Annotated in this window: 16 protein-coding genes; 7 read left to right on the plus strand and 9 right to left on the minus strand. The window is 54.1% G+C overall.

Annotated elements, in window-relative coordinates:
* Nucleotides 1–205 precede the first annotated feature (205 nt).
* From PAE68_RS20710 to PAE68_RS20725, 4 genes are read left to right on the plus strand one after another with little or no spacing between them, the layout of a single operon-like run.
* Entirely contained in the window at nucleotides 206–1609 is a 1404-nt protein-coding gene (locus PAE68_RS20710; RefSeq protein ID WP_281890130.1) for a DegT/DnrJ/EryC1/StrS family aminotransferase, read from the plus strand.
* Nucleotides 1596–2447: an HAD-IIB family hydrolase gene (locus PAE68_RS20715; RefSeq protein WP_281890132.1), complete on the plus strand. Its 852-nt coding sequence runs from the start codon at nucleotides 1596–1598 to the stop codon at nucleotides 2445–2447. The genes PAE68_RS20710 and PAE68_RS20715 overlap by 14 nt, the downstream gene beginning before the upstream one ends.
* Nucleotides 2448–2473: 26 nt before the next feature.
* Nucleotides 2474–3544, plus strand: coding sequence for a Gfo/Idh/MocA family protein (locus PAE68_RS20720; RefSeq protein WP_281890134.1), 1071 nt, complete (start codon nucleotides 2474–2476; stop codon nucleotides 3542–3544).
* Nucleotides 3545–3566: 22 nt separating this feature from the next.
* Complete coding sequence (locus tag PAE68_RS20725; protein WP_281890136.1) at nucleotides 3567–4931, plus strand: MATE family efflux transporter; 1365 nt, start codon at nucleotides 3567–3569, stop codon at nucleotides 4929–4931.
* Between the two features lie 153 nt (nucleotides 4932–5084).
* On the opposite strand, the gene PAE68_RS20730 is transcribed toward PAE68_RS20725, so the two are convergent.
* The 6 genes from PAE68_RS20730 to PAE68_RS20755 all read right to left on the minus strand — a co-directional run bounded on the left by PAE68_RS20730 (nucleotide 5085) and on the right by PAE68_RS20755 (nucleotide 10148).
* Nucleotides 5085–5390, minus strand: coding sequence for a DUF7667 family protein (locus tag PAE68_RS20730; protein WP_281890137.1), 306 nt, complete (start codon nucleotides 5388–5390; stop codon nucleotides 5085–5087).
* A 74-nt stretch (nucleotides 5391–5464) separates the two neighbouring features.
* Nucleotides 5465–6541 (minus strand): lactonase family protein, encoded by a 1077-nt coding sequence (locus tag PAE68_RS20735; RefSeq protein WP_281890139.1) that lies wholly within the window; start codon nucleotides 6539–6541, stop codon nucleotides 5465–5467.
* A 90-nt stretch (nucleotides 6542–6631) separates the two neighbouring features.
* Nucleotides 6632–7117, minus strand: a complete 486-nt coding sequence (bcp, locus tag PAE68_RS20740; protein WP_281890141.1) for a thioredoxin-dependent thiol peroxidase — start codon at nucleotides 7115–7117, stop codon at nucleotides 6632–6634.
* 386 nt (nucleotides 7118–7503) lie between these two features.
* Complete coding sequence (locus tag PAE68_RS20745) at nucleotides 7504–8289, minus strand: ABC transporter permease (protein WP_281890143.1); 786 nt, start codon at nucleotides 8287–8289, stop codon at nucleotides 7504–7506.
* 4 nt (nucleotides 8290–8293) lie between these two features.
* A complete protein-coding gene (locus tag PAE68_RS20750) occupies nucleotides 8294–9088 on the minus strand; it encodes an ABC transporter permease (protein ID WP_281890145.1) in 795 nt (264 codons plus the stop codon).
* Nucleotides 9081–10148: an ABC transporter ATP-binding protein gene (locus tag PAE68_RS20755; RefSeq protein ID WP_281890147.1), complete on the minus strand. Its 1068-nt coding sequence runs from the start codon at nucleotides 10146–10148 to the stop codon at nucleotides 9081–9083. Before PAE68_RS20755 ends, PAE68_RS20750 begins: the two co-directional genes overlap by 8 nt.
* 163 nt (nucleotides 10149–10311) lie before the next feature.
* On the opposite strand from PAE68_RS20755, the gene PAE68_RS20760 reads away from it, so the two are divergent.
* The 3 genes from PAE68_RS20760 to PAE68_RS20770 all read left to right on the plus strand — a co-directional run bounded on the left by PAE68_RS20760 (nucleotide 10312) and on the right by PAE68_RS20770 (nucleotide 17979).
* A complete protein-coding gene (locus tag PAE68_RS20760) occupies nucleotides 10312–11370 on the plus strand; it encodes an LCP family protein (RefSeq protein ID WP_281890148.1) in 1059 nt (352 codons plus the stop codon).
* Between the two features lie 190 nt (nucleotides 11371–11560).
* The gene (locus tag PAE68_RS20765; RefSeq protein WP_281890150.1) at nucleotides 11561–12913 is read left to right on the plus strand and encodes a glutamate-1-semialdehyde 2,1-aminomutase; all 1353 of its coding nucleotides are present in this window, start codon (nucleotides 11561–11563) and stop codon (nucleotides 12911–12913) included.
* A 527-nt stretch (nucleotides 12914–13440) separates the two neighbouring features.
* Nucleotides 13441–17979, plus strand: coding sequence for a glutamate synthase-related protein (locus PAE68_RS20770; protein WP_281890152.1), 4539 nt, complete (start codon nucleotides 13441–13443; stop codon nucleotides 17977–17979).
* A gap of 165 nt (nucleotides 17980–18144) precedes the next feature.
* On the opposite strand, the gene PAE68_RS20775 is transcribed toward PAE68_RS20770, so the two are convergent.
* The 3 genes from PAE68_RS20775 to kduD are packed head-to-tail and all read right to left on the minus strand — an operon-like array spanning nucleotide 18145 to nucleotide 20561.
* A complete protein-coding gene (locus PAE68_RS20775) occupies nucleotides 18145–18804 on the minus strand; it encodes a bifunctional 2-keto-4-hydroxyglutarate aldolase/2-keto-3-deoxy-6-phosphogluconate aldolase (RefSeq protein WP_281890154.1) in 660 nt (219 codons plus the stop codon).
* A 24-nt stretch (nucleotides 18805–18828) separates the two neighbouring features.
* Entirely contained in the window at nucleotides 18829–19812 is a 984-nt protein-coding gene (locus PAE68_RS20780; RefSeq protein WP_281890156.1) for a sugar kinase, read from the minus strand.
* Nucleotides 19812–20561: a 2-dehydro-3-deoxy-D-gluconate 5-dehydrogenase KduD gene (gene kduD, locus PAE68_RS20785; RefSeq protein WP_281890158.1), complete on the minus strand. Its 750-nt coding sequence runs from the start codon at nucleotides 20559–20561 to the stop codon at nucleotides 19812–19814. The genes PAE68_RS20780 and kduD overlap by 1 nt, the downstream gene beginning before the upstream one ends.
* Between the last annotated feature and the right edge of the window lie 71 nt (nucleotides 20562–20632).

Genomic DNA, 20632 nt, shown 5'->3' on the forward strand with positions numbered 1-20632 from the left:
ACCCCGTCATTATACCATTTAAGAAGAATGCCAGATGGTCCGGCGGGACACGCCAGAATGCGCTATCGATGATCCTGGGGTGTATGGGGGCCTGGAAGCACGCTCAGTATTACGGTTATATACTAAGCGAACGAACGTCTTGGTCTGCCGAGCAAGTTTAACGCAACGGAATGCACACCTTACGACGATCAGGAAGCTTTGGACAATGAGACAAGCTTTATCCAATGCGCAAACCTTTTGCGCAATATCCTATAAGGAGGCAAGAAGCACTATGCCGCAACCCGTTCAGGCAGTGACCACTTTAATGCATCGAGGAGATAGCCAAAGCAATTTATTACTCTATCAAGCAATGCTTTCTCATAACAGCGGCTTGGAAATAGCATTTGATTCGAATAAGGCTAATGAGAAGCTACGGGAAGCACTAGTTCACGAGGGACGCTTGAAGGATCCGTTCGACCCGCTACACTTGTTTCAAAAAACGACTAGTGAGAGCATCGTCCCTTTCCTGCCTTTACACCGTCTTTCCAATGAAGAAGAGAAGAAGGCTTGTATGACTGCATTCGCGCAAGTATTGGAATCCGGTCTCTACACCTCAGGCCCCTTCACGGAAAAGCTAGAGCGCGAGTTCTCCTCCTTCCTGCAGCAGAAGCACGTCTTGCTTTGCAGCAGCGGCACTGACGCCATGATTGTCGCTTTGCTGGCACTAGGCATTGGGCCAGGAGATGAAGTGATCATGCCCGCCAACAGCTTCGCTGCTACCGAGAACGCTGTCCTTGCCTGCGGAGCGATTCCTGTCTTCTGCGACTCTACTGCTCATGATTACTTGATTGATGCAGCTAAGATCGAACCCCTCGTCACAGCCCGCACCAAGGCGATACTTCCTGTACATTTGTATGGTCGTATGTCTGACATGAAACAGCTTCGAGCCGTAGCTGACACCTTCGGTCTCTTTCTTATTGAGGATGGATGTCAAGCGATTGGTGCAACTGATTTAGGCAAATATGGAGACATCGCTGTAATTAGCCTGAATCCATTCAAGAATATGGGTGTATGCGGCAAAGCTGGCGGTCTGATGACCAATAAGGATGAGCTTGCAGAACGCTGCAGCCGCTTCAGCTACCACGGGTTTGTCAAGGGACAAAAAAATGTGAAGCAGGAATCGTTCGGTTATAACTCGAGGATCGATAATACGCAATCGGCTATTGGCCTAGCCAAGCTTCCGTTCCTTTCTCTAAACAACTTCAAAAGAATGGTGCTTGCTTCACGTTATATCAGCCTCTTAAGACCACTTCAGGAATCCGGTCGCATTTCGTTACCTGATTTGACAGGAGATCACGTGTGGCACCTATTTTCCATTCAAATCCACTCCATGTTCGATCGCGATGAGGTCAGACGCAGACTGCATTCGGAATTTCAAGTTGAAACCGATGTCTACTACACCGTGCTGAGTCATCTTCAGCAGACACCACTGCGTGACACGCACTTCAAGCATTGTTCGCTTCCGAATACCGAAACCTTGCACAAGAGGCTATTGAATCTCCCACTCCACCCCAATATGACGTTGGACGAGCAGGATCGGGTTGTGGAGGGTTTGCATGCAGTCCTCTAACTCCACTTTTCTACACTTGCCACTCGTTCCTAATCCTGAACATGTTATCTTTTCTGACTTTGACGAAACGTACTTGGCACATAGTGGGGATGCAGCGTATGTTGCGGGCTTGCGCCTACTGGAGCAGTTTCTTCTGGAGCACGCATCAGATAAACGGCTCTTAGTCGGCTGGGTGACCGGCAGCAGCCTGTCCTCCGTCCTCGACAAAGCTGCCAGGCACGGCCTGAACGTGCTGCCACACTTTATTGCCAGCGGGCTCGGTACGGAGATTACGTATTTCAGCAATGGCCGTAGCTCCAAAGATACCGAATGGGAGCTACGGCTGCTTGAAAGCGGCTATTCGCAGGACAAAGTAAGCGAGCTCGTCGAGTCATTGAACCGCCAAGGCGTTGTTCTCATACCGCAAAGCACGCAAGGAGCATCTAATTTGAAAGATAGCTACTATTATCGGGAAACCGGAGTTGCTGATGACGACACGCTCTCCCTAGATCAAATTCGAGAATACTGTTCACAGAACGGGATTGGCGTCAACATCAGCAAATGCAATCCATTGGCAGGTGACCCTGAGGACTGTTACGACATTGACTTCATCCCAATAAACTCAGGCAAAAAACATATTGTCGCCTACATGTTGAACAAAACAGCAGTATCATCCGAGCATGCATTCGCCTTTGGGGACAGCGGAAACGATCTGGACATGCTTCAATCGGTTAAATACGGATATCTGGTCGGTAATGCGACCGATGAGGCACGTTCCAAGTTTCCTTCTATAGCGAATCATGCATATGCGGAAGCCATCCATACTGTATTGGTAGAACAATTATTGACCCTTAAATAAAGATAAACGGATCGGAGTGAACCATAATGAAAATTGGAATTATCGGTACAGGCGGAATAGCCAAAGCTCACATTCGAGCGCTGGGCAAGCTTCATGCCCTTCAACTTACAGGTGTCTATGATATTAACCTCGAATCTGCACAGAAGGTTGCTAGCGAAAACGGCTGCACCGTATTCGCTACACCCGAGCAATTAATTGAAGCTGTGGACGGTGTGATCATCGCTTCACCTAACTTCATGCATCAGGAGCAATCGCTCCTTGTTCTCCAAGCGAATAAACACGTCTTATGCGAAAAACCGATGGCCGTCAGCTTAGATGAAGCACGCACCATGTCCGAGCTAGCCAAGCAATGCTCAGCTTCCGCTTGTGTCGGCTTTAACTACAGATACCTCCCCATCATTCGCGAAATTAAGCGGTTGCTTGACAACGGGGAGATCGGTGAACTGCTTGCTGTTAAGCTGGGCTTTCAGAAGAGCAGCGCACTAACCAAAACCTCCTTTACATGGCGGGATGACTCCACAAGTAAAATGACCAGTGGAGCACTAGGCGATCTGGGCGTTCATCTAATCGATATGTTGTGGTTCTTACTTCAAGGAGAAATCCATGAAGCCGACTTAAAGACAATAATGAAAACAAACGTTCCTATCAGAGAAAATAAAACGATCCACGTCGACGATTATTCTGCCGTGTACGGTAAGCTTAAGTCAGGTACCTACGTTGAACTCATCGCTTCCAAATCGTCGACGCAGGAGGAAACCGGGGTTTATCTGAATCTGATTGGCACTAAGCAGGAGCTCCGTTATGAGTCCGCTTGGAAACGTACCTATAAAATAAAACAAGGCATCGAATGGGTAGAGCACTCGTATGACGCGCCCCAGACACTGACCGACCCTCCCAATGAAATATTTGGTTGGTCGGATTCGTTCATCCATCAGCTGCAGGATTGGCAGCTTAAGGCCACAAGAACCCCTGCCCATCACAACGTCTGCATTGCAGACTTCCGAGATGGTCTCCGTTCCCAAGAAACACTAGATATGTTTATTCGTAATCGGGTTCAGCCCAAGAAGGAAGAGCTTCGGCATGTCGTCTTAACCTAGCCGAACTATAGGATGATAAGTGATGGAGCAGGAGCGTAAGGAGCAATCGGTTCAAGACAAAAGTATCTTTGCATTGACATGGCCCATATATATAGACCATATGCTTGGTTATTTCGTCGGCTTTGTCGATGTATTTCTATTAAGTCAAATTTCTGACCATGCATCTGCAGCTGTCGGTGCCGTTAACGTTATTGTACTATTTGTAATCATGCTGCTCGGTGCGCTGGGGATCGGTGGGGGGGTTATTTATTCCCAATACTTAGGTGCGAACAAGCAAGACGCCGTTCGACGACTCTACGCATCCGCCTTTGTGTTGAATATGGCAGTCGGCATCGTGACCAGCTTGATCCTCGTGCTGCTGTCGGACTCTCTCGCATCTTGGATTGGGCTGAACGGAGTGCTGCACGAGTACGGAAAGACGTACTTGGCTATCGTAGGCGGCGGGACCTTCTTCTATGCAGGCACGACCTTCTTTTGGGGAATAATGTCTGCTAACGGTTATACTCATTATACGATGTATGTGGCTGTAGCCACGAATGTAATCAATATTATAGGTGTGTACGCACTCACCTTCGGCTATTTCGGACTACCCAAGCTAGGCATCATAGGTATTGCGCTAGCTACCGTTATTGCCCGCATCGTCGGATTTCTGTATTCTTGGTGGCTCGTCCGATATAAGCTGAAGATCCAATTCATTTGGGCTAAAGACGGATTTCTGACCAACACGAAGGTGATGATCCGGACCGTATTTGCCATTACGTTGGAGCCGGTATTCTGGTATGGCGCACAGCTCGTTGCCACCGCAATTATCGCTTCCATCGGCCCAGATGAGCTCGCAGCTCGAACCTATACGGTAACAGTTACCAGCTTCGTTAGCTTGTTCTGCTATTCAGTCTCTCAAGGTACGCAAATCTTAATCAGTCATCTTGTCGGTGCAATGAGAACGGATCAGGTCAAACGCCAGTTTCGCCAAAGCCTGCTAATAGGAACAGGCGTTCCTATTATTATGCTAACATTGATTTACGCCATGTCCGAGTCGATTATCGGCGTATTCACTAAAAACCAAGACATCATTGCTATATCGACGATGCTTCTCTTACTAGCTTTCGTTAACGAGCCGGGATCGGGCTTTAATCAAGTAACAGGCAGCGCACTACGGGCAGCAGGACACGTCAACTACCCTACGGTAATCGGAGGAATTTTCATGTGGGGCATGTTCATTCCTATGGCGTATATTCTTGCAATACCATTAGGCCTTGGAGTTGTTGGCGTGTTTATTAGCATGGCATTTGATGAGCTTGTCAGAGGGCTCCTTCTGTACCGCAAGTGGTCGCATGTTATTAGAAGTCCCCTTCAGCTTAAGCTGGAGAGCACACTAGCTCATTAATAAACCCCAGTGTGGCGTGTACCCTTTATCTTGATTGTTACATTTGGAGGCAGGGGCGTGAGGATCGCCCCTGCCTCCAACAACTAGGAATCCATTTTTGGCGGCTCCGCTTGGGAATTATAGAGTAGCTATTATCGGCTTATGTACTTGAGCCTATTCATGATCCTGCTTCGGATCACTTGAAGCTGTGCTTTGGTTAAACCTGCTCGTCCTCAATGCGTTGAATTGGAGCTGAAGCTGCTGTGACTGCTCTGCAAGCTTGTAGTTCAGCTCCTTCAACCACATCTTGTCGCCCGCAATCGTAGCTGCGGTGATACAGTTATGAAGCTCTACAAGCTTTCCTACGAAATTCGCATTGGCCTGCAAACATAACGAGAGCTCCTGCTGCTCCTCATCTGTTAACTCTCTGGTCTGATGATAAGTCCACAATTCTGCCATTCGATAATGGAAAGGAAGCATGTCATCACTCTCCCCGATAAAATTGTTACTCTTACCATTGTTGACCAATCATGCAGCTTTTAGTATGAGCAGTATTAAATAAAACGTACACAAGCCGGGTTCGGAACTTCTATTGAATAACCCGTTGGCTCTAACGTCCCTTTTTGTGCATCCACGCGGAACGTTACGAGGCTGCCGCTCTTTTGATTCGCTGCGACCAGCAGCTTAACATCCGGTGAGATCGCGAAGTGACGCGGACCGTCGCCGAGCGTGGAAGCATGCTGCACAACGGTCAGCCTGCCGCTCATCACGTCAATGTCGCAGACGACGATACTGTTATGCCCGCGATTAGACGCATACAGGTAGCGGCCGTTCGGATGCACCTCAATATGTGCAGCTATATTCATCCCGTTATAATCTTCAGGCAGCGAAGGCACGTTCTCGATGAGCGTCCATTCGCCGCTCTCCTTCTCGTAGCTGTACACGCCAATCGTGTTATCCAGCTCATTCATCACATAAACGAACGGGCGCTGCGGATGGAAGGCCAGATGACGCGGACCTGCCCCCGCCTTCGACTTCACCGACTGCTGCTTCACGAGCCGCGGACGACTGTCCTCAAGCTCCAGCCTGTAGCGTACGATCTCATCGGTCCCGAGGTCCGTGACGAACACGTGCCCGTCCCGCTCCAGCACGCAATGAGCATGCGGCGCCTCCTGTCGCTCCGTAATACTGCGCCCTTCATGACGCTGCACATCGCTCAGCGGCCCAAGGCAGCCATCCTCTAGCACCGGATATACCGACACACTTCCGCTCATATAGTTCGCAGCCAGCAGCACCTTCCCGTTCGCGGCCAGCGTCACATAGCACGGCGATGCCCCTTCTGTCGAGGCGGTCTGCAGCAGCTTCAGCGCACCCGACGACTCGTCCAAGGCGAACACCGAGACACTTCCGCCAACGGAAGGGTGATGTGCAGCTTGAAGCTCGATCACACCGTACAGCCTGTCCCGTCTTTGGCCGCGAATGAGGAACGAGGGCTGCTCCGTCTCCCCGTTAGCCGACCTATACTCAAGCGCACCGGTCTCCTCATTCAAGACGAGCGTGAAGATCGAATCGGCTCCCCCATTCTCATACGTACCAACGTATAGGAAGCACTCCTTGTCCGTCTCAGGCATACGTGCATCTCTCCATTTCCATACGAATCGTTATCGTTCTATTCGCCACCGAGCGATCAATCTCCTGTTTATTCCAGTTAAAAATTCGCTTTACTCTGCAGATTCGAGCTCACGCACCGCCTCCAGCACCTGCTCGACATGCCCCTTCACCCGAATGTTCCGCCACTCGCGAACGAGCCGTCCTTGCCTGTCTATGAGAAACGTCGACCTCACGATGCCCATATACTCTCGGCCGTACAGCTTCTTGAGCGCCCATACGCCGTACGCTTTCGCCGCTTCGTACTCCGGGTCGGACAGCAGCGTGAACGGCAGCTCATATTTCCCCGCGAACCGCTCGTGTGAGCGTACCGGGTCCGGGCTAATGCCGAGCACGACCGTCCCCTTGTCCGCGAACTCACCGTGGTAGTCCCGGAATTGACAAGCCTCCTCCGTGCAGGCTGGGGTCATGTTTTTCGGATAAAAATAGATGACGACGTTGCGTCCCACATAATCTTGTAGAGAGACAGGCTCCCCGTTGCCTGCCATTAATGTAAACGTAGGCGCAGGCTGGCCTAGCATCAGCTGTTGCTCTGTCATTACTTCATTCCTCCTCGATGATGACTGAATGGTATAAGTGCATCCAAAAATAGTAAAAACCCACCCCGAGGTTAGCGCCACAGGTGGGTACTTATTACACTAATCATCACACATACAGCCCGGCTCACCAATAATCTGAGTTCCATCGAAACTCACAAAGATATTATACGTCTTGTCGCTATTACTCTTGCCGATCCGAACAGTCCATGTGCCGTAGAAGGAGACATCCTTCACTTCCCACTCTTTATAGCTCTTCATGACCGTAGCTACCGCCGCTTGTCTATGGATGTAGTATCCGTAGAGTAGTACGGACATAGCGGTGGTGAGGACAACAAGTATAATGAGTCGTCGCGATCTCAACTAAGTGTCACCCCCTACCTCTTCACCTACGACCCTGCCCCCCGATACCGCTTCACCCCGTAATTCCACACCAACATCCCCAGCGTGAAGAACACAAGCCCCACGACCGGCGTCAGCAGCGCGAAGCTGCCCCAGTTGTCCCGGTCAAGGAAGTAGGCCGACGGGTAGAAGCCGACGAAGCCGAACGGCAGCACCCACGTCAGCGTGAAGCGCAGCACCTGGTTGTAGATCGTCATCGGGTAGCGGCCGTAGTTCTGGATGTTCCACAGCATCGCCGTAATACCGGTCGGTGCATCGGAGAAGAACGACAGCGCGGTGAAAGAGATATATACACCGCCATAGATCAGCATGGAGCCGAGCACGAGCAAGAGCAGGACAAGCAGATCGTACCAGACGAGCTCAAGGCCGAGCTGCGACCATGAGTAGCCCATCACGATGAGCCCGACGAGCGAGCTGAACAGCGAGGACGGCGACATATTTTCCAGCATGAGCTGAATGAGATTGTGTGCCGGTCGCGTCAGGATGCGGTCCATCTCGCCCTTCACGATATAACGCTCACTGAAGTTCCATAAGCTGAAGAAAGTTATAAACAAGCCGTACGGCACCATAAAGTAGCCGTAGATGAACAGCACCTCATGCTCGTTCCAATCCCCGAGCGTCTGGGTATGTCCGAATACGACGAGGATGAAGAACAGGTTGAAGCCGTTGAACAGCAGATCGCTCAGCACCTCGATCCAGAAGTCGGAGCGATAGGTGAGGCGGGTTTTCATGTAATTTTTCAAATAATCGATCACTAAGCCTGCATAGAACATATGTTCACCCTCCCTGCACGAACAGACGCGACCTGGCGCTGCGCCACAGCAGGACGAGCGGTAGCAGCAGCAGAACGAACCAGAGCAGCTGCACGAGCAACCCGTCGTAGACCGCCCCCTCCGGCACCGCGCCTGTGAACACCTTGCCCGGCAAATATGTAATCGCCTGGAACGGCAGCAGCTTCAGCACCGACTCCGCCCAGCCTGGGAAGAACGACATCGGTATGACGAGTCCGGAGAACAGGTCGACCGCAACCCGCTTCAGCCGCATCAGCCCCTCGTTATTTTCCAGGAAGAACGCGCATAGTCCAGTAATGATGTTAATCTGCGAATTGATCAGGAAGCTGAAGAACAGCATGACGAGGAATACTGCCCATAGCTTCGGGTCGGTCGGCAGCTCGATGCGGAACAGCAGCCAGACGATGACCATACCCGGCGTCGAGAACAGGACGAGGCGGAACAGACCTTCGCCGAGTCCCTGCATCATCTTCACCACGATATAGTTGTACGGTCGGATGAACTGGATCGCCACGCTGCCATCCTTGATCTCATTGGCTATCTCGCGATCCAGATTGTTGAAGTAGAACGCCCGCGCCATCCAGCCGACCGCCACGTACGTCGTCATCTGGGTGAGCGTCAAGCCGCCGAGCAGCTCCTTCGAGCCATAGATCGCCTTCCATAGGAAGTAATACGCTCCAATATTCAACGCATAGATGATGATCCCGCTGTAATAATTGACCCGGTACGCCAGCATCATCAGGAAGCGGATGCGAATAATCTCGAGATAAGCGCTAGACATGCAGCGTCACTTCCTGTTCCTGCTGGTCCGCTTCAGCCGCCGGCTTCCGCTTCACGTCAGACGAGCCGGACTTGTAGATCTCCCGGACGATGTCGTCGGTATTCGTCTCCACGATCTTCATATCGTCGATGTCGAGTACGCCGACGACGCGGCCGAGCACCTCGGACACACCGCCTGCCCGCTGCGGAATCCACACCTTCGCCGTCAGCTCGTTGTCGAGCGACCATTCGACGTCGAGGCCGTGCGTTAAGCCGCGCAGATGCTCGAGCGTGATCGGGGAGGTGAACCGGAGAATGACCTCCTTGCCCTTGCCCCAGCGCTCCTTCAGCTCCTCAAGGCCGCCGTCGTAGATGATGCGCCCGTCGTCCAGCATGATGACTCTGGAGCAGAGCGCCTCGATGTCTTGCAGATCGTGCGTCGTCAGCAGGATGGTCGTGCCGAATCGGCGGTTCAACGACTTGAGGAACTCGCGAATCTCCGTCTTCACAACGATGTCAAGACCGATGGTCGGCTCGTCCAGGAACAGGATAGACGGGTTATGGATCAGCGACGCCGCCAGCTCACAGCGCATCCGTTGACCGAGACTGAGCTTGCGCACTGGACGATTCAGCAGCTCCTCCAGCTGCAGGTGATGCACGAGCTCGTCCATGCGGGCGCGGTAGTCGGCTTCAGGTACGCGGTACACCTTCTTGAGCAGCTGGAACGATTCGATGACCCCTAGGTCCCACCACAGCTGGCTGCGCTGCCCGAACACGACGCCGATGCCGCGCACGAACGCCTCCCGCTCCTTATGCGGGATGTAGCCGTTGACACGTATGTCTCCGGCGGTCGGAACGAGAATGCCCGTGAGCATCTTGATCGTCGTCGACTTGCCCGCACCGTTCTCGCCGATGTAGCCGCATATTTCGCCCTGCGGAATTTGGAAGCTGATGTCTTTCACTGCCGTAACGTGGCTATACTCTCTATTGAATAAGTCTCGAAGGGCGCCGCTCAGACCCTCCCGGTTTTTTTGCACCTTGAACTCCTTGCGCAGCTGGTGCACATCAATGGCCAGTGACATGAATCGCGTATCCCTCCTGTAATATATTGCCGAAACTTGCAGGAAGCTTCCGGTAATGAGTATAATGTAAACAATTTTTCAGCATCCTAACTGTTAATGATACACGAAGCGCATGCATAGGAAAAGCGACCGTACATTTTATAGAGAAAGGATCGATTTTTCCATGGCTCGAACGATCAGAAGACTATTCACCTTATCCCTTGTCCTCGTACTCGCGGCTATCGGCTATTATACATACGGCTTTGTGCAATTCGCGAACAACATTCAGAGTAAGCCGGAGACGACGAAGTTCTCTGCGATCAGCACGAAAAAAACAGGCGGCGCCGACACGCACGCCCCTCCGAAGTGGGAGGGCAAGGAGCGCGTCAACATTCTTCTGCTCGGCGGCGATTCGCGGGGGCTGACGAAGAACGAAGCGCCGCGCTCCGACTCCATGATGGTCGTCTCCGTTGACCCGGTGACGAAGAAGGCGGTGCTGTTCTCCATCCTTCGTGATACGTATGTGAAGGTGCCCGGTCACGGCGGGGAACGAATCAACACGGCGCTCGCCATCGGCGGCCCGAATCTGGCCATGAAGTCTGCCGGCGAATTGCTCGGTATTCCGATCCAATATTACGTATATACCGACTTCGAGGGCTTCATGGCGCTCGTCGACGCGATGGGCGGCATCGAGCTTGAGGTCGAGAAGGATATGAAGTACCGCGACTCCGTAGAGCCCGAATATGACATTGACCTGAAGAAGGGCGTCCAGCACCTGAACGGCAAAACGGCGCTGCAATACGTGCGCTTCCGTCACGACGCGCTCAGCGACTTCTCGCGTACCGAGCGGCAGCGCAAGTTCATGGCTGCCGTCGCCCAAGAGATGAAGTCGACCGGCTCGCTCATCCGTCTGCCGATCATTCTGCGCAGCATCGATCCGTATATCGAGACGAATCTGAACACGACCGATATGCTCAAGCTCGGCGCTCTGGCGCTTGAGGTGAAGACCGAGGGCATGCCGAGCAAGCAGGTGCCGCCTGCAGAGCTGCTCGTCGAGAAGCGCGTCGGCGGCGCGGCCGTCATTACGGCCAGCACCGACAAGCTGCATCGGTACGTGCAGGACGTCTTCGCAGGCAAGGACCCGTTCGCGAAGCCGGAGAAGACGACAAGTGCAGCGGCGGCAGGTAATGCTGGTGCGGGCGGTGCGAGCGGTGCGGGAAGCAGCACAGGTGCGAAGAAATAAAACGATTACGCTCGTCCACGTGGACGTGGCGAGGAGAGGCCGTTCGGTGCATGCCGGACGGCTTTTGTGCTTCTTAGATGCTTATTGTCGGCTACCTGCGGTGCCCGTTCGTTGATGCTGCTCCCTCGCGTGTCCGGACAATTTCTACTATAATAAGTCTACATGAATAGCTATGGAGGAATTAACGATCATGTCTATCGAACCACAAGCTGCAGCTTCTGCAGCCAGACCCCGCTCCGAGGTGCTGTACGGCGAAGCGCTGGAGCACATTGTCGGCGGGGTGAACAGCCCCTCGCGCTCGTTCAAGGCAGTCGGCGGCGGCGCACCCGTATTCATGAAGCGCGGCCAAGGCGCGTACTTCTGGGATGAGGACGCCAACCGCTATATCGACTACTTGGCCGCCTACGGCCCGGTTATTCTCGGTCACGCGCATCCGCACGTCACAGCGGCCATCTGCCGCGCCGCCGAGAACGGAACGCTGTACGGCACCCCGACCGAGCTCGAGATTACGTTCGCCCGCATGCTGAAGGAAGCGATCCCATCGCTTGATAAGGTTCGCTTCGTCAATTCCGGCACCGAGGCAGTCATGACAACGATTCGCGTCGCCCGCGCCTACACGGGGCGCAACAAGATCGTCAAGTTCGCTGGCTGCTACCACGGCCATTCCGATCTCGTGCTCGTCGCCGCAGGCTCGGGTCCATCGACGCTCGGCATTCCCGACAGCGCGGGCATCCCGATCAGCATTGCGCATGAAGTCATCACGGTGCCGTTCAACGATTCGAAGGCGCTCGAGGAGGCGCTGGATCGGTGGGGAGACGATATCGCCGCAGTTATGGTCGAGCCGATCGTCGGTAATTTCGGCATGGTCATGCCGAAGCACGGCTTCCTGGAGGCGCTGTGTGCTGCCGCCCGTCGCAACGGCTCCCTCGTCATCTACGACGAGGTCATTACCGCGTTCCGCTTCCATTATGGCTCCGCCCAGACGTTCGACGGCCTGCCGGAAGGGACCGACTACCAAGCCATTGAACCCGATCTGACCGCTCTAGGCAAAATTATCGGCGGCGGCCTCCCCATCGGCGCTTACGGCGGCCGCGCGGACATCATGTCGCAGGTCGCTCCGCTCGGACCCGCGTACCAAGCAGGCACGATGGCGGGTAACCCCGCCTCGATCTCAGCGGGCATCGCCTGCCTCGAGGCGCTGCAGCAGTCCGGCACGTACGAGCGGCTTGACCGGCTCGGCGCGATGCTGGGCGACGGTCTGGCCGCCGCCGCCGCCGCTCACGGCATTCCGCTGACGATCAACCGTATTCGCGGCGCGCTGTCGACTCACTTCTGTGCGCATCCGGTCACGAACTACGAGGAGGCGCAGCTGTCGGACAGCGAGCAGTTCGCCGCGTTCTTCAGGCTGATGCTGGCGAAGGGCATATGCCTCGCTCCTTCCAAGTATGAGGCGTGGTTTCTGACCACCGCTCATACCGAGGACGATATTCGGGCTACCCTTGCCGCTGCGGATGCTGCCTTCGGACAGCTTGTCCGCGGATGAGCTGTCATTTTTTAGGTCAACGCGTACGCCATAAACAACAAATCACGAACTATTACGAAATCCGCGTAATAGTTCGTTCGTTTTTAACATAAGCTTAACATTTGATAAATTTTTAAGCATATTCACCAATTATGCAAAATATAGAGCGCTTTCATCATGTCGAAAGGTGGAATGTTCTATTGTCTCCATTTCGATTTCATGTTATTCTATAACTACTTTGTAATCGAATATAATCGGCAAAATGTAAGGTTTTCGCCATGATTGCAGTGAAAATATGCGCTCATCTATTCGTCATGGGCACATTTCTTTTTTTATTAGTGGCCAATTGCGAATTTATTGGGAAAGTGTAAAGAAGGAACGACAGTGCTAATTATACAATGTTCATGTATTTTTATTCATTGTCTCTGAATACGCATCGCTTGCCGCTATCTGCAGCACATGACAAAGCCTACTTTCAGTACGAATGATGCAATGAAATTTATTGGGAGGTGAAGGTCAGCCTGCTGACCATTAGAATGAATCAAATAATGCGTGATGAAGGCCGCTTCCAGAACTTGCTCGCTACTGAACACGACAGCTGCGGCATCATTTGTATCATTGAGAAGGACGGATTTCCTTCAAGAGACAACATTAAGAAGACGATCGACGCCCTCGTTAAGTTGGAGCACCGCTCCGGATTTATTAACGGCGAAGGCGACGGCTGTGGTATTTTGACCGACATTCCACGCGCCCTGTGGGAGAAGAAGCTCGGCGAAGCTGGTCTTGACGGCAAGCTTGCCTACGATGAGCGCTTCTCGGTCGGACACATCTTCGTACCTCGCAAGCTGAGCATCTCGGTTGAAGAGATGCAGAACGGCATTCGCGAGCTGTTCGCACAATTCGATGTGAACATCATCCTCGAGCAGGAGAACCAGGTTGACAGCAGCGTCCTCGGTCCTAACGGTCTGAACGACGAGCCAACCTTCTGGCAGATCGCTGCGATTAGTGAGAAGCCTGAAGTGAAGGTGGCCGATCACCTGTTCGAGCTTCATGTAGCGATTGAAGCGAAATATAACGTGCACGTTGCAACTCTAAGCAATGTGACCGCTGCTTATAAAGTGATGGGTGCAGCCAGCATTCTTCCTAAATATTACAACGACACACGCGATCCGCTGTTCGCCGCTCAAGTAACGATCGGTCATAACCGTTACTCGACGAACACGCAATCGAGCTTCTTCCGCGTCCAGCCGTTCTCGCTGCTTGGTCATAACGGCGAGATCAACACGGTGAAGAAGATGCGTGTCGAGGCCGATATGGTCGGCGTACCGCTCGTAGACGGCGGCAGTGACTCGCAGGACATGAACCGTACGATCGAAACGTTCATTCACCGTCACGGTCTCAGCCTGTTCGAGGCCATGGAAATCGTATTCCCGCCGATCTTGAACGAGATGAAGCTGTTCCGTCCGGAAATGCAGGACCTCTACGTCTATTATCGTCAAGCATGGGGTCATTATGCACAAGGTCCGGCCGGTATCGTATCGCGCTATGCCAATGAGTGCATCTTCAGCGTAGACGCGCTCGGTCTTCGTCCGGTATGGATGGTGGAGAGCGAGACATCCCTGTACTTCTCCTCCGAGCAAGGCGTAATTACGGTTGGCGACATGGTAGCCGAGCCGAAGCCGATCGCTCCAGGTGAGAAGATCGGCGTTGTGCTAACACCAGGCGAACACGTACAAGTCATTCCTTATCATGAAGTACAAGGCCTTGTGCTGGAGCGTGCGAAGGCACGTGTCGGCTTCGAGGGCTTAAGCAAGCATCTGCACGGCTGGATTCCAGCTGTTGAAGCTGCAGCTTCCGCTGATATCGTTCCTTCCGACTCGATCTACAGCGCATTCGGCTGGGATCGCGACGGCATCCAGATGATCGAGTCGACAGCCGAGACAGGCGCTGAGCCGATTCGCTCGCTCGGTCATGACAGCCCGCATGCGGCATTGAACCCGGAGCGTACGAACATTCCGGATTATATTAAGGAAAGCGTAGCGGTTGTTACGAACCCTGCGATCGACCGTGACCGTGAGATGGAGCACTTCTCCACGCGTATCGTCGTAGGTCCTCGTCCACAGCTGTACAAGGCGCTTGACCCGCGTCCACGCATCGAGCTGCTGTATCCGGTTGTGCTGGAAGGCAGCAACGGCTTGGAATCTCTGGCCGAGCTGAAGCAGCCTAGCTTCGAGCAGGTGAAGTCTTTGTTCAGCGCTGAAGGCAGCCAAGCTGTTGCAACGCTGTCGCTCACATTCGGCCGCGGCACATCGCTGCAAGCCGCACTTGATCAGCTGGCCGCTCAAGCGGTAGCGGCTGTTCGCGATGGCGCGATGCTGCTCATCCTCGATGACAGTGAAGCGCATCAGAACGACCGTCTGTGGATGGATCCGCATTTGGCCGTATCGAAGGTCGACATCGCGCTTCGCGCGGAGAAGCTTGGCTTCGGCGACAACCTGCGCCGCCAGACGACACTCGTACTTCGCAGCGCTGCGATCCGCAACCTGCACGACATTGCGGTAGCGGTAGGTCTTGGAGCAGACGTGCTGTCTCCGTACCTGATGTTCGCGACAGCTTCGGCGAAGGACGGCGCTCCTGCCGCTCGCAAAGTATTCTCCGCTCTGATGAAGGGTCTGGAGAAGGTCATCTCGACGATCGGTACGCACGAGCTTCGCGGCTATACGCGCTTCTTCTCGTCGATCGGCTTGAAGCCTGAGCTGGCTGAAATTCTCGACATCGTCACTTACCTTGGCAGCGACAACGCTGGTACGGGCTTTGAGGTGCTGGAGAAGGATGCTGAAGCTCGTTACGAGGACTTCACGAACCCGAAGGCGAAGGCATCGAAGAACTTCCGCTTCTTCCAGCGTATGTGGAAGGCGCTCGGCGATGCAGCATCCGGTGCGGCTCCGTACACCGACTACCGCGACAAGCTGCGTGAAGAAGAGAAGAAGAACCCGATTTCGATCCGCCACATTGCGGATTTCGATATGGAGAAAGCACACAACGAAGGCCGCAAGCCGCTGAACCCTGCTGATGTGAACATCGGCATCGGCGGTCACGACCTGCCTGTACTCATCTCGTCCATGTCCTTCGGCTCGCAGAACGAGACCGCATTCCGTGCTTACGCGGAAGCCGGTGAGCGTCTGAACATGGTAACGATGAACGGTGAGGGCGGCGAAATTAAAGATATGCTCGGACGCTACAAGCGGACACGCGGCGCTCAGGTCGCTTCCGGACGCTTCGGTGTCAACGTTGAGCTCGCGAACGCAGTAGCGTTCCTGGAGATCAAGATCGGTCAAGGCGCGAAGCCGGGCGAAGGCGGTCACCTGCCAGGCTCCAAGGTAACAGCTAAGATCGCACTTGCCCGTAACGCAACGATCGGCTCTGACCTGATCTCGCCATCGAACAACCACGATATTTACTCGATCGAGGACTTGGCACAGATCATCTCCGAGCTGAAGGAAGCAAGCGGACGCAAGGCGAAGATCATCGTGAAGATTCCTGTCGTTCCAGGCGTTGGTACGATTGCAGTCGGTATCGCCAAGGCAGGAGCTGACGTGATCACATTGTCCGGCTTCGACGGCGGTACAGGTGCGGCTCGTATTCACTCGATCACACACGTTGGTCTTCCGACTGAGATCGGTACGAAGCTGGCTCACCTTGCGCTTATCGACGCAGGCTTGCGTCATCAGGTAGAGCTCTGGTCTGACGGCGGTATTAAGTCCGGTGCTGACGTTGTGAAGATGTTCATGCTCGGTGCGAACCGTGTCGGCTTCGGCTCGATCGCGATGCAGTCGATCGGTTGTACAACTTGCCGCGGCTGTCACCTTGACACATGTCACGTTGGTATTGCAACACAGATCGACTCGCTCGGGGAAGCAGAAGAGAAAGGTCTTCGCCGCTTCGTGCCTCGTGTATACGACACAGCGGTTGAATCGCTCGTTCGCTTGTTCAGCGGCATCGGTCAAGAAATTCGCGACGTCGTCGCAGCACTCGGCTTCAAGGATGCTCAAGAGCTTGTCGGCCGCTCCGACCTGTTGAAGCAAGTAAGCCACCTGGATCGCATCGACCTGTCCGACCTGCTTCGCCCAGCTCCGCTCTCCTTCGCAGCTGCGAAGGATGCTCAAGAGCAGGCTGCAGCAGCGGTGTCGTCCGATATCCGCATTGCAGCAGGCGCTGAGGGTCTGGATCTGTTCCCAGAGTCCGTCTCCTTCGACGCTCCAGTCGAGCGCAAGTGGACGAACATCGATGCTGAATCCCGTATTCTCGGCTCCCGCTATGCGAGCCATCGCGTTCGCGATCGCTTCGACGGCAGCTACGATGAGTTGCCTCCGGTCAACATCGCGATTACAGAAGGCTCCGTTCCAGGTAACGGACTTGGTGCCTTCAACGCTCGCGGCGTCGACATTACCGTACACGGCGGTGCTGAGGACGGCGTAGGTAAGATGGCATTCGGTGGTAAGGTGGCGATTCTGAAGGCGCCAAGCAAGCACAAGCAATTTATTAACGGCTCCGTTGGTAAGTCGTTCGGCTACGGTGCACAGAAGGGCTTGTTCCTGATTCAAGGTAACGCGGATACGCGTGCTTGCATCCGCTTCTCCGGCGCTGACGTCGTATTCGGCGGAGAGATTACAGCTCCTCTGCAGGATGAGCTGGGCGGTCTGGCCGCACGTGCGAACCTGAAGGGCTTCGCGTTCGAATATATGACGAACGGCCGTGCCGTCGTGCTCGGCGATCCAGGTCCGTGGATCTGCGCAGGTATGACTGGCGGTGTCATCTACCAGCGTCTTGTTCCAGAGATGGGTCTTGATGAGGCAGCACTACAGCGCCGTATTGCGAAGGGCGCGAAGGTGAAGATCGAGCCGATCGGTCAGCAGAGCATCAAGGACTTGAACGAGCTGCTCACTATTTACCGTGATGAGCTCGCAGCTACCGGTCAAGCGGAAGCTGCAGCGAAGATCGAATACTTGCTGAACAACCTGCAAGCGAGCTTCGTTCGTATCGCTCCTGTCGGCCTGCAGGCTGATCAGTCTGTAGCAACCGAATAGTAATTGGCATCAACCGCATACAGCAGCCAGGGACCTCGTCCTTGGCTGTTTTTTTACACTTATTCAATATGGTCTTCTCCTCACCATGCCAAAAAAAGCAAGCACCGGATTTCACTCCAATGCTTGCTTCTTCTTCTCTATGCTTGTCTACTCGACGTGCTTCCCTTACTTCGCCGCGCGGTACGCCTCGATGTATTGAGCAGCCTTCTTCGCAACCAGGCTGTAATCGCCTGTTTTCACCGCATCGCTAGTCAGGTCGGAGCCGATACCTACAGCTACCGCACCTGCCTTGATCCACTCGCCAAGGTTGCTCAGCGATACGCCGCCTGTCGGCATAATGTTCGCCTGCGGCAATGGTCCCTTAATCGCCTTGATCATAGCTGGGGAGTACAGGTTGCCCGGGAACAGCTTGACCACATCGACGCCGAGCTCAAGCGCCTTCTGGATCTCTTGGATCGTCATGACGCCTGGCATAATAGGCACACGGTATCGGTTACAGAGCGTCACAGTCTCCGGGTTAAGCGAAGGGCCTACGACGAACTCCGAGCCGCTCAGAATGGCAGCACGAGCGGTCTCCGGATCGAGCACGGTACCTACCCCGATAATTGCAAACTTGTCCGCGTCCGTTGCTGTGCTAGAATACTTCTTCGCCAGCTTCTCGATCGCTTGAAGAGCGAACGGAACGGTCATCGTCACTTCGATAACTTTAATACCGCCAGCGATCGATTGCTCCGCCATTTCGACAACTTCATCTGGTGTATCGCCGCGAAGTACCGCTACGACACCTTGCTCCGTAATTTGTTGAAGCAGCTTAATTTTTTTCATCTTGAATATCCCCTATTCCTAATATTATCTCTCCACGTGCTGCACGTTGTTCAGGAACGCCTCAACCTGCTCCCAGGTCGGAATACCTTCCCAATCGCCTTCCATCTGTACGACCATGCAGCCGATTAAGTTACCAAGTCTTACTGCTTCCTGCAGCGAATAGCCCTTCAAGAGGCCTGCATAGAACCCCGCGCAGAAGCCGTCACCGGCGCCTACCGTATCGACAACCTGCTCCGCCTTGAAGTACGGCACCGCTGTCAACGAATCGCCTTCCACGATGTACGTCTCGTTGTCGCCGCCCTTCACGATGGACACACCAGGCAGCTCCTTCAAGCGGCCGATAATCTCCTCGAAGCTCTCCGTCTGATACAGCAGCTTCAGCTCATCAAGACCCGGCATGAAGTAGTCGGCTTCCTTCGCCACCTCAAGCAGCACCTCACGCGCTTCATCCAGCGACCACAGCTTCAGGCGAAGGTTCGGATCGAAGCACACCTTCACGCCGTTCCGCTTCGCCATGCGCACAGCCTCGCGAACCGTCTCACGAGCAGACTCACTCAGCGCCATCGTAATGCCGGTCACGTGCAAATATTTTGCTTGCGCAATATAGCTTTCGTCCAGATGCTCTGGACGCATGAAGCTCGCAGCCGAGCCCTTGCGGTAATAGTAGACAGACGACTTGCCCGACACGGTCTCCCGAAGCATTAGGCCAGTCGGCGCTTCAGCAGTCAGCTGTACGCGGGACACATCGACGCCTTCGCCGCGAATTTTCTTCACAATCATGCGGCCGAACGGGTCCTTGCCCAGTCGGCCGAACCAGCCGATCCGGTGTCCCAGACGCGATACTCCGATCGCAACATTGCTCTCTGCACCGCCGAACAAGCTCTGGAAGCCAGAGGAATACTCAATACCTTTGGAGTTATCTGGCATCATCAGCGCCATCGACTCGCCGAAGGTCACAACATCCGGCTGAAACATTTGGGTTGGCTCGTTATTCGTTGATGTGCTCATTATCGTGACATCCACCCTCCGTCAACACACAGTACATGTCCGCTCATATAATCCGAAGCAGCCGATGCGAGGAAGACGACAGGACCTTGCATATCCTCAGGCGTGCCCCAGCGAGCTGCGGGAATACGGGCGAGAATCTGAGTATTGCGCTCCTCATCCGCACGCAGCGCCGCTGTATTGTCCGTCGACATGTAGCCCGGAGCAATCGCGTTCACCTGAATGCCCTTGCTCGCCCACTCGTTCGCCAGCGCCTTCGTCACACCCGCGATCGCATGCTTGGAGGCTGTATAGCCTGGTACGTTGATGCCGCCCTGGTAGCTCAGCATCGAAGCAATGTTAATAATTTTACCCGAGCCCTGCTTGATCATCTCGCGGCCAACGAGCTGCGACAGGAAGAACGCAGAATTCAAGTTCAGGTTCAGTACATCGTGCCAGTCAGATGCCGCATGATCTGCAGCAGGCGTACGGCGAATAATACCGGAGTTGTTAACGAGAATATCGATTTTACCGAAGGCAGACAGCGCCTCCTGAACAACACCCTCCAGTGCCTGCTCGTCCATCAGGTTCGCCACGATCGTATGCGCCTTGCGGCCCATCGCCTCAATCTGCTGCTGCACCTCACGGTTACGGTCATTGCTTGTCACAATCGCGACATCAGCCCCCGCCTTCGCTAGTCCTAGCGAAATACCTCCGCCTAGACCAACGGCCCCTCCGGTTACCAATGCTACTTTTCCGGTCAAATCAAACATGCATTACGCCTCCTTCATATAGTTTAAACGTTTCAATAGTGTTGAAGACCCCGAATAGGAGTCGCTTCTTT

This window comes from Paenibacillus sp. YYML68 (assembly GCF_027923405.1).
GTDB lineage: Bacteria > Bacillota > Bacilli > Paenibacillales > NBRC-103111 > Paenibacillus_G.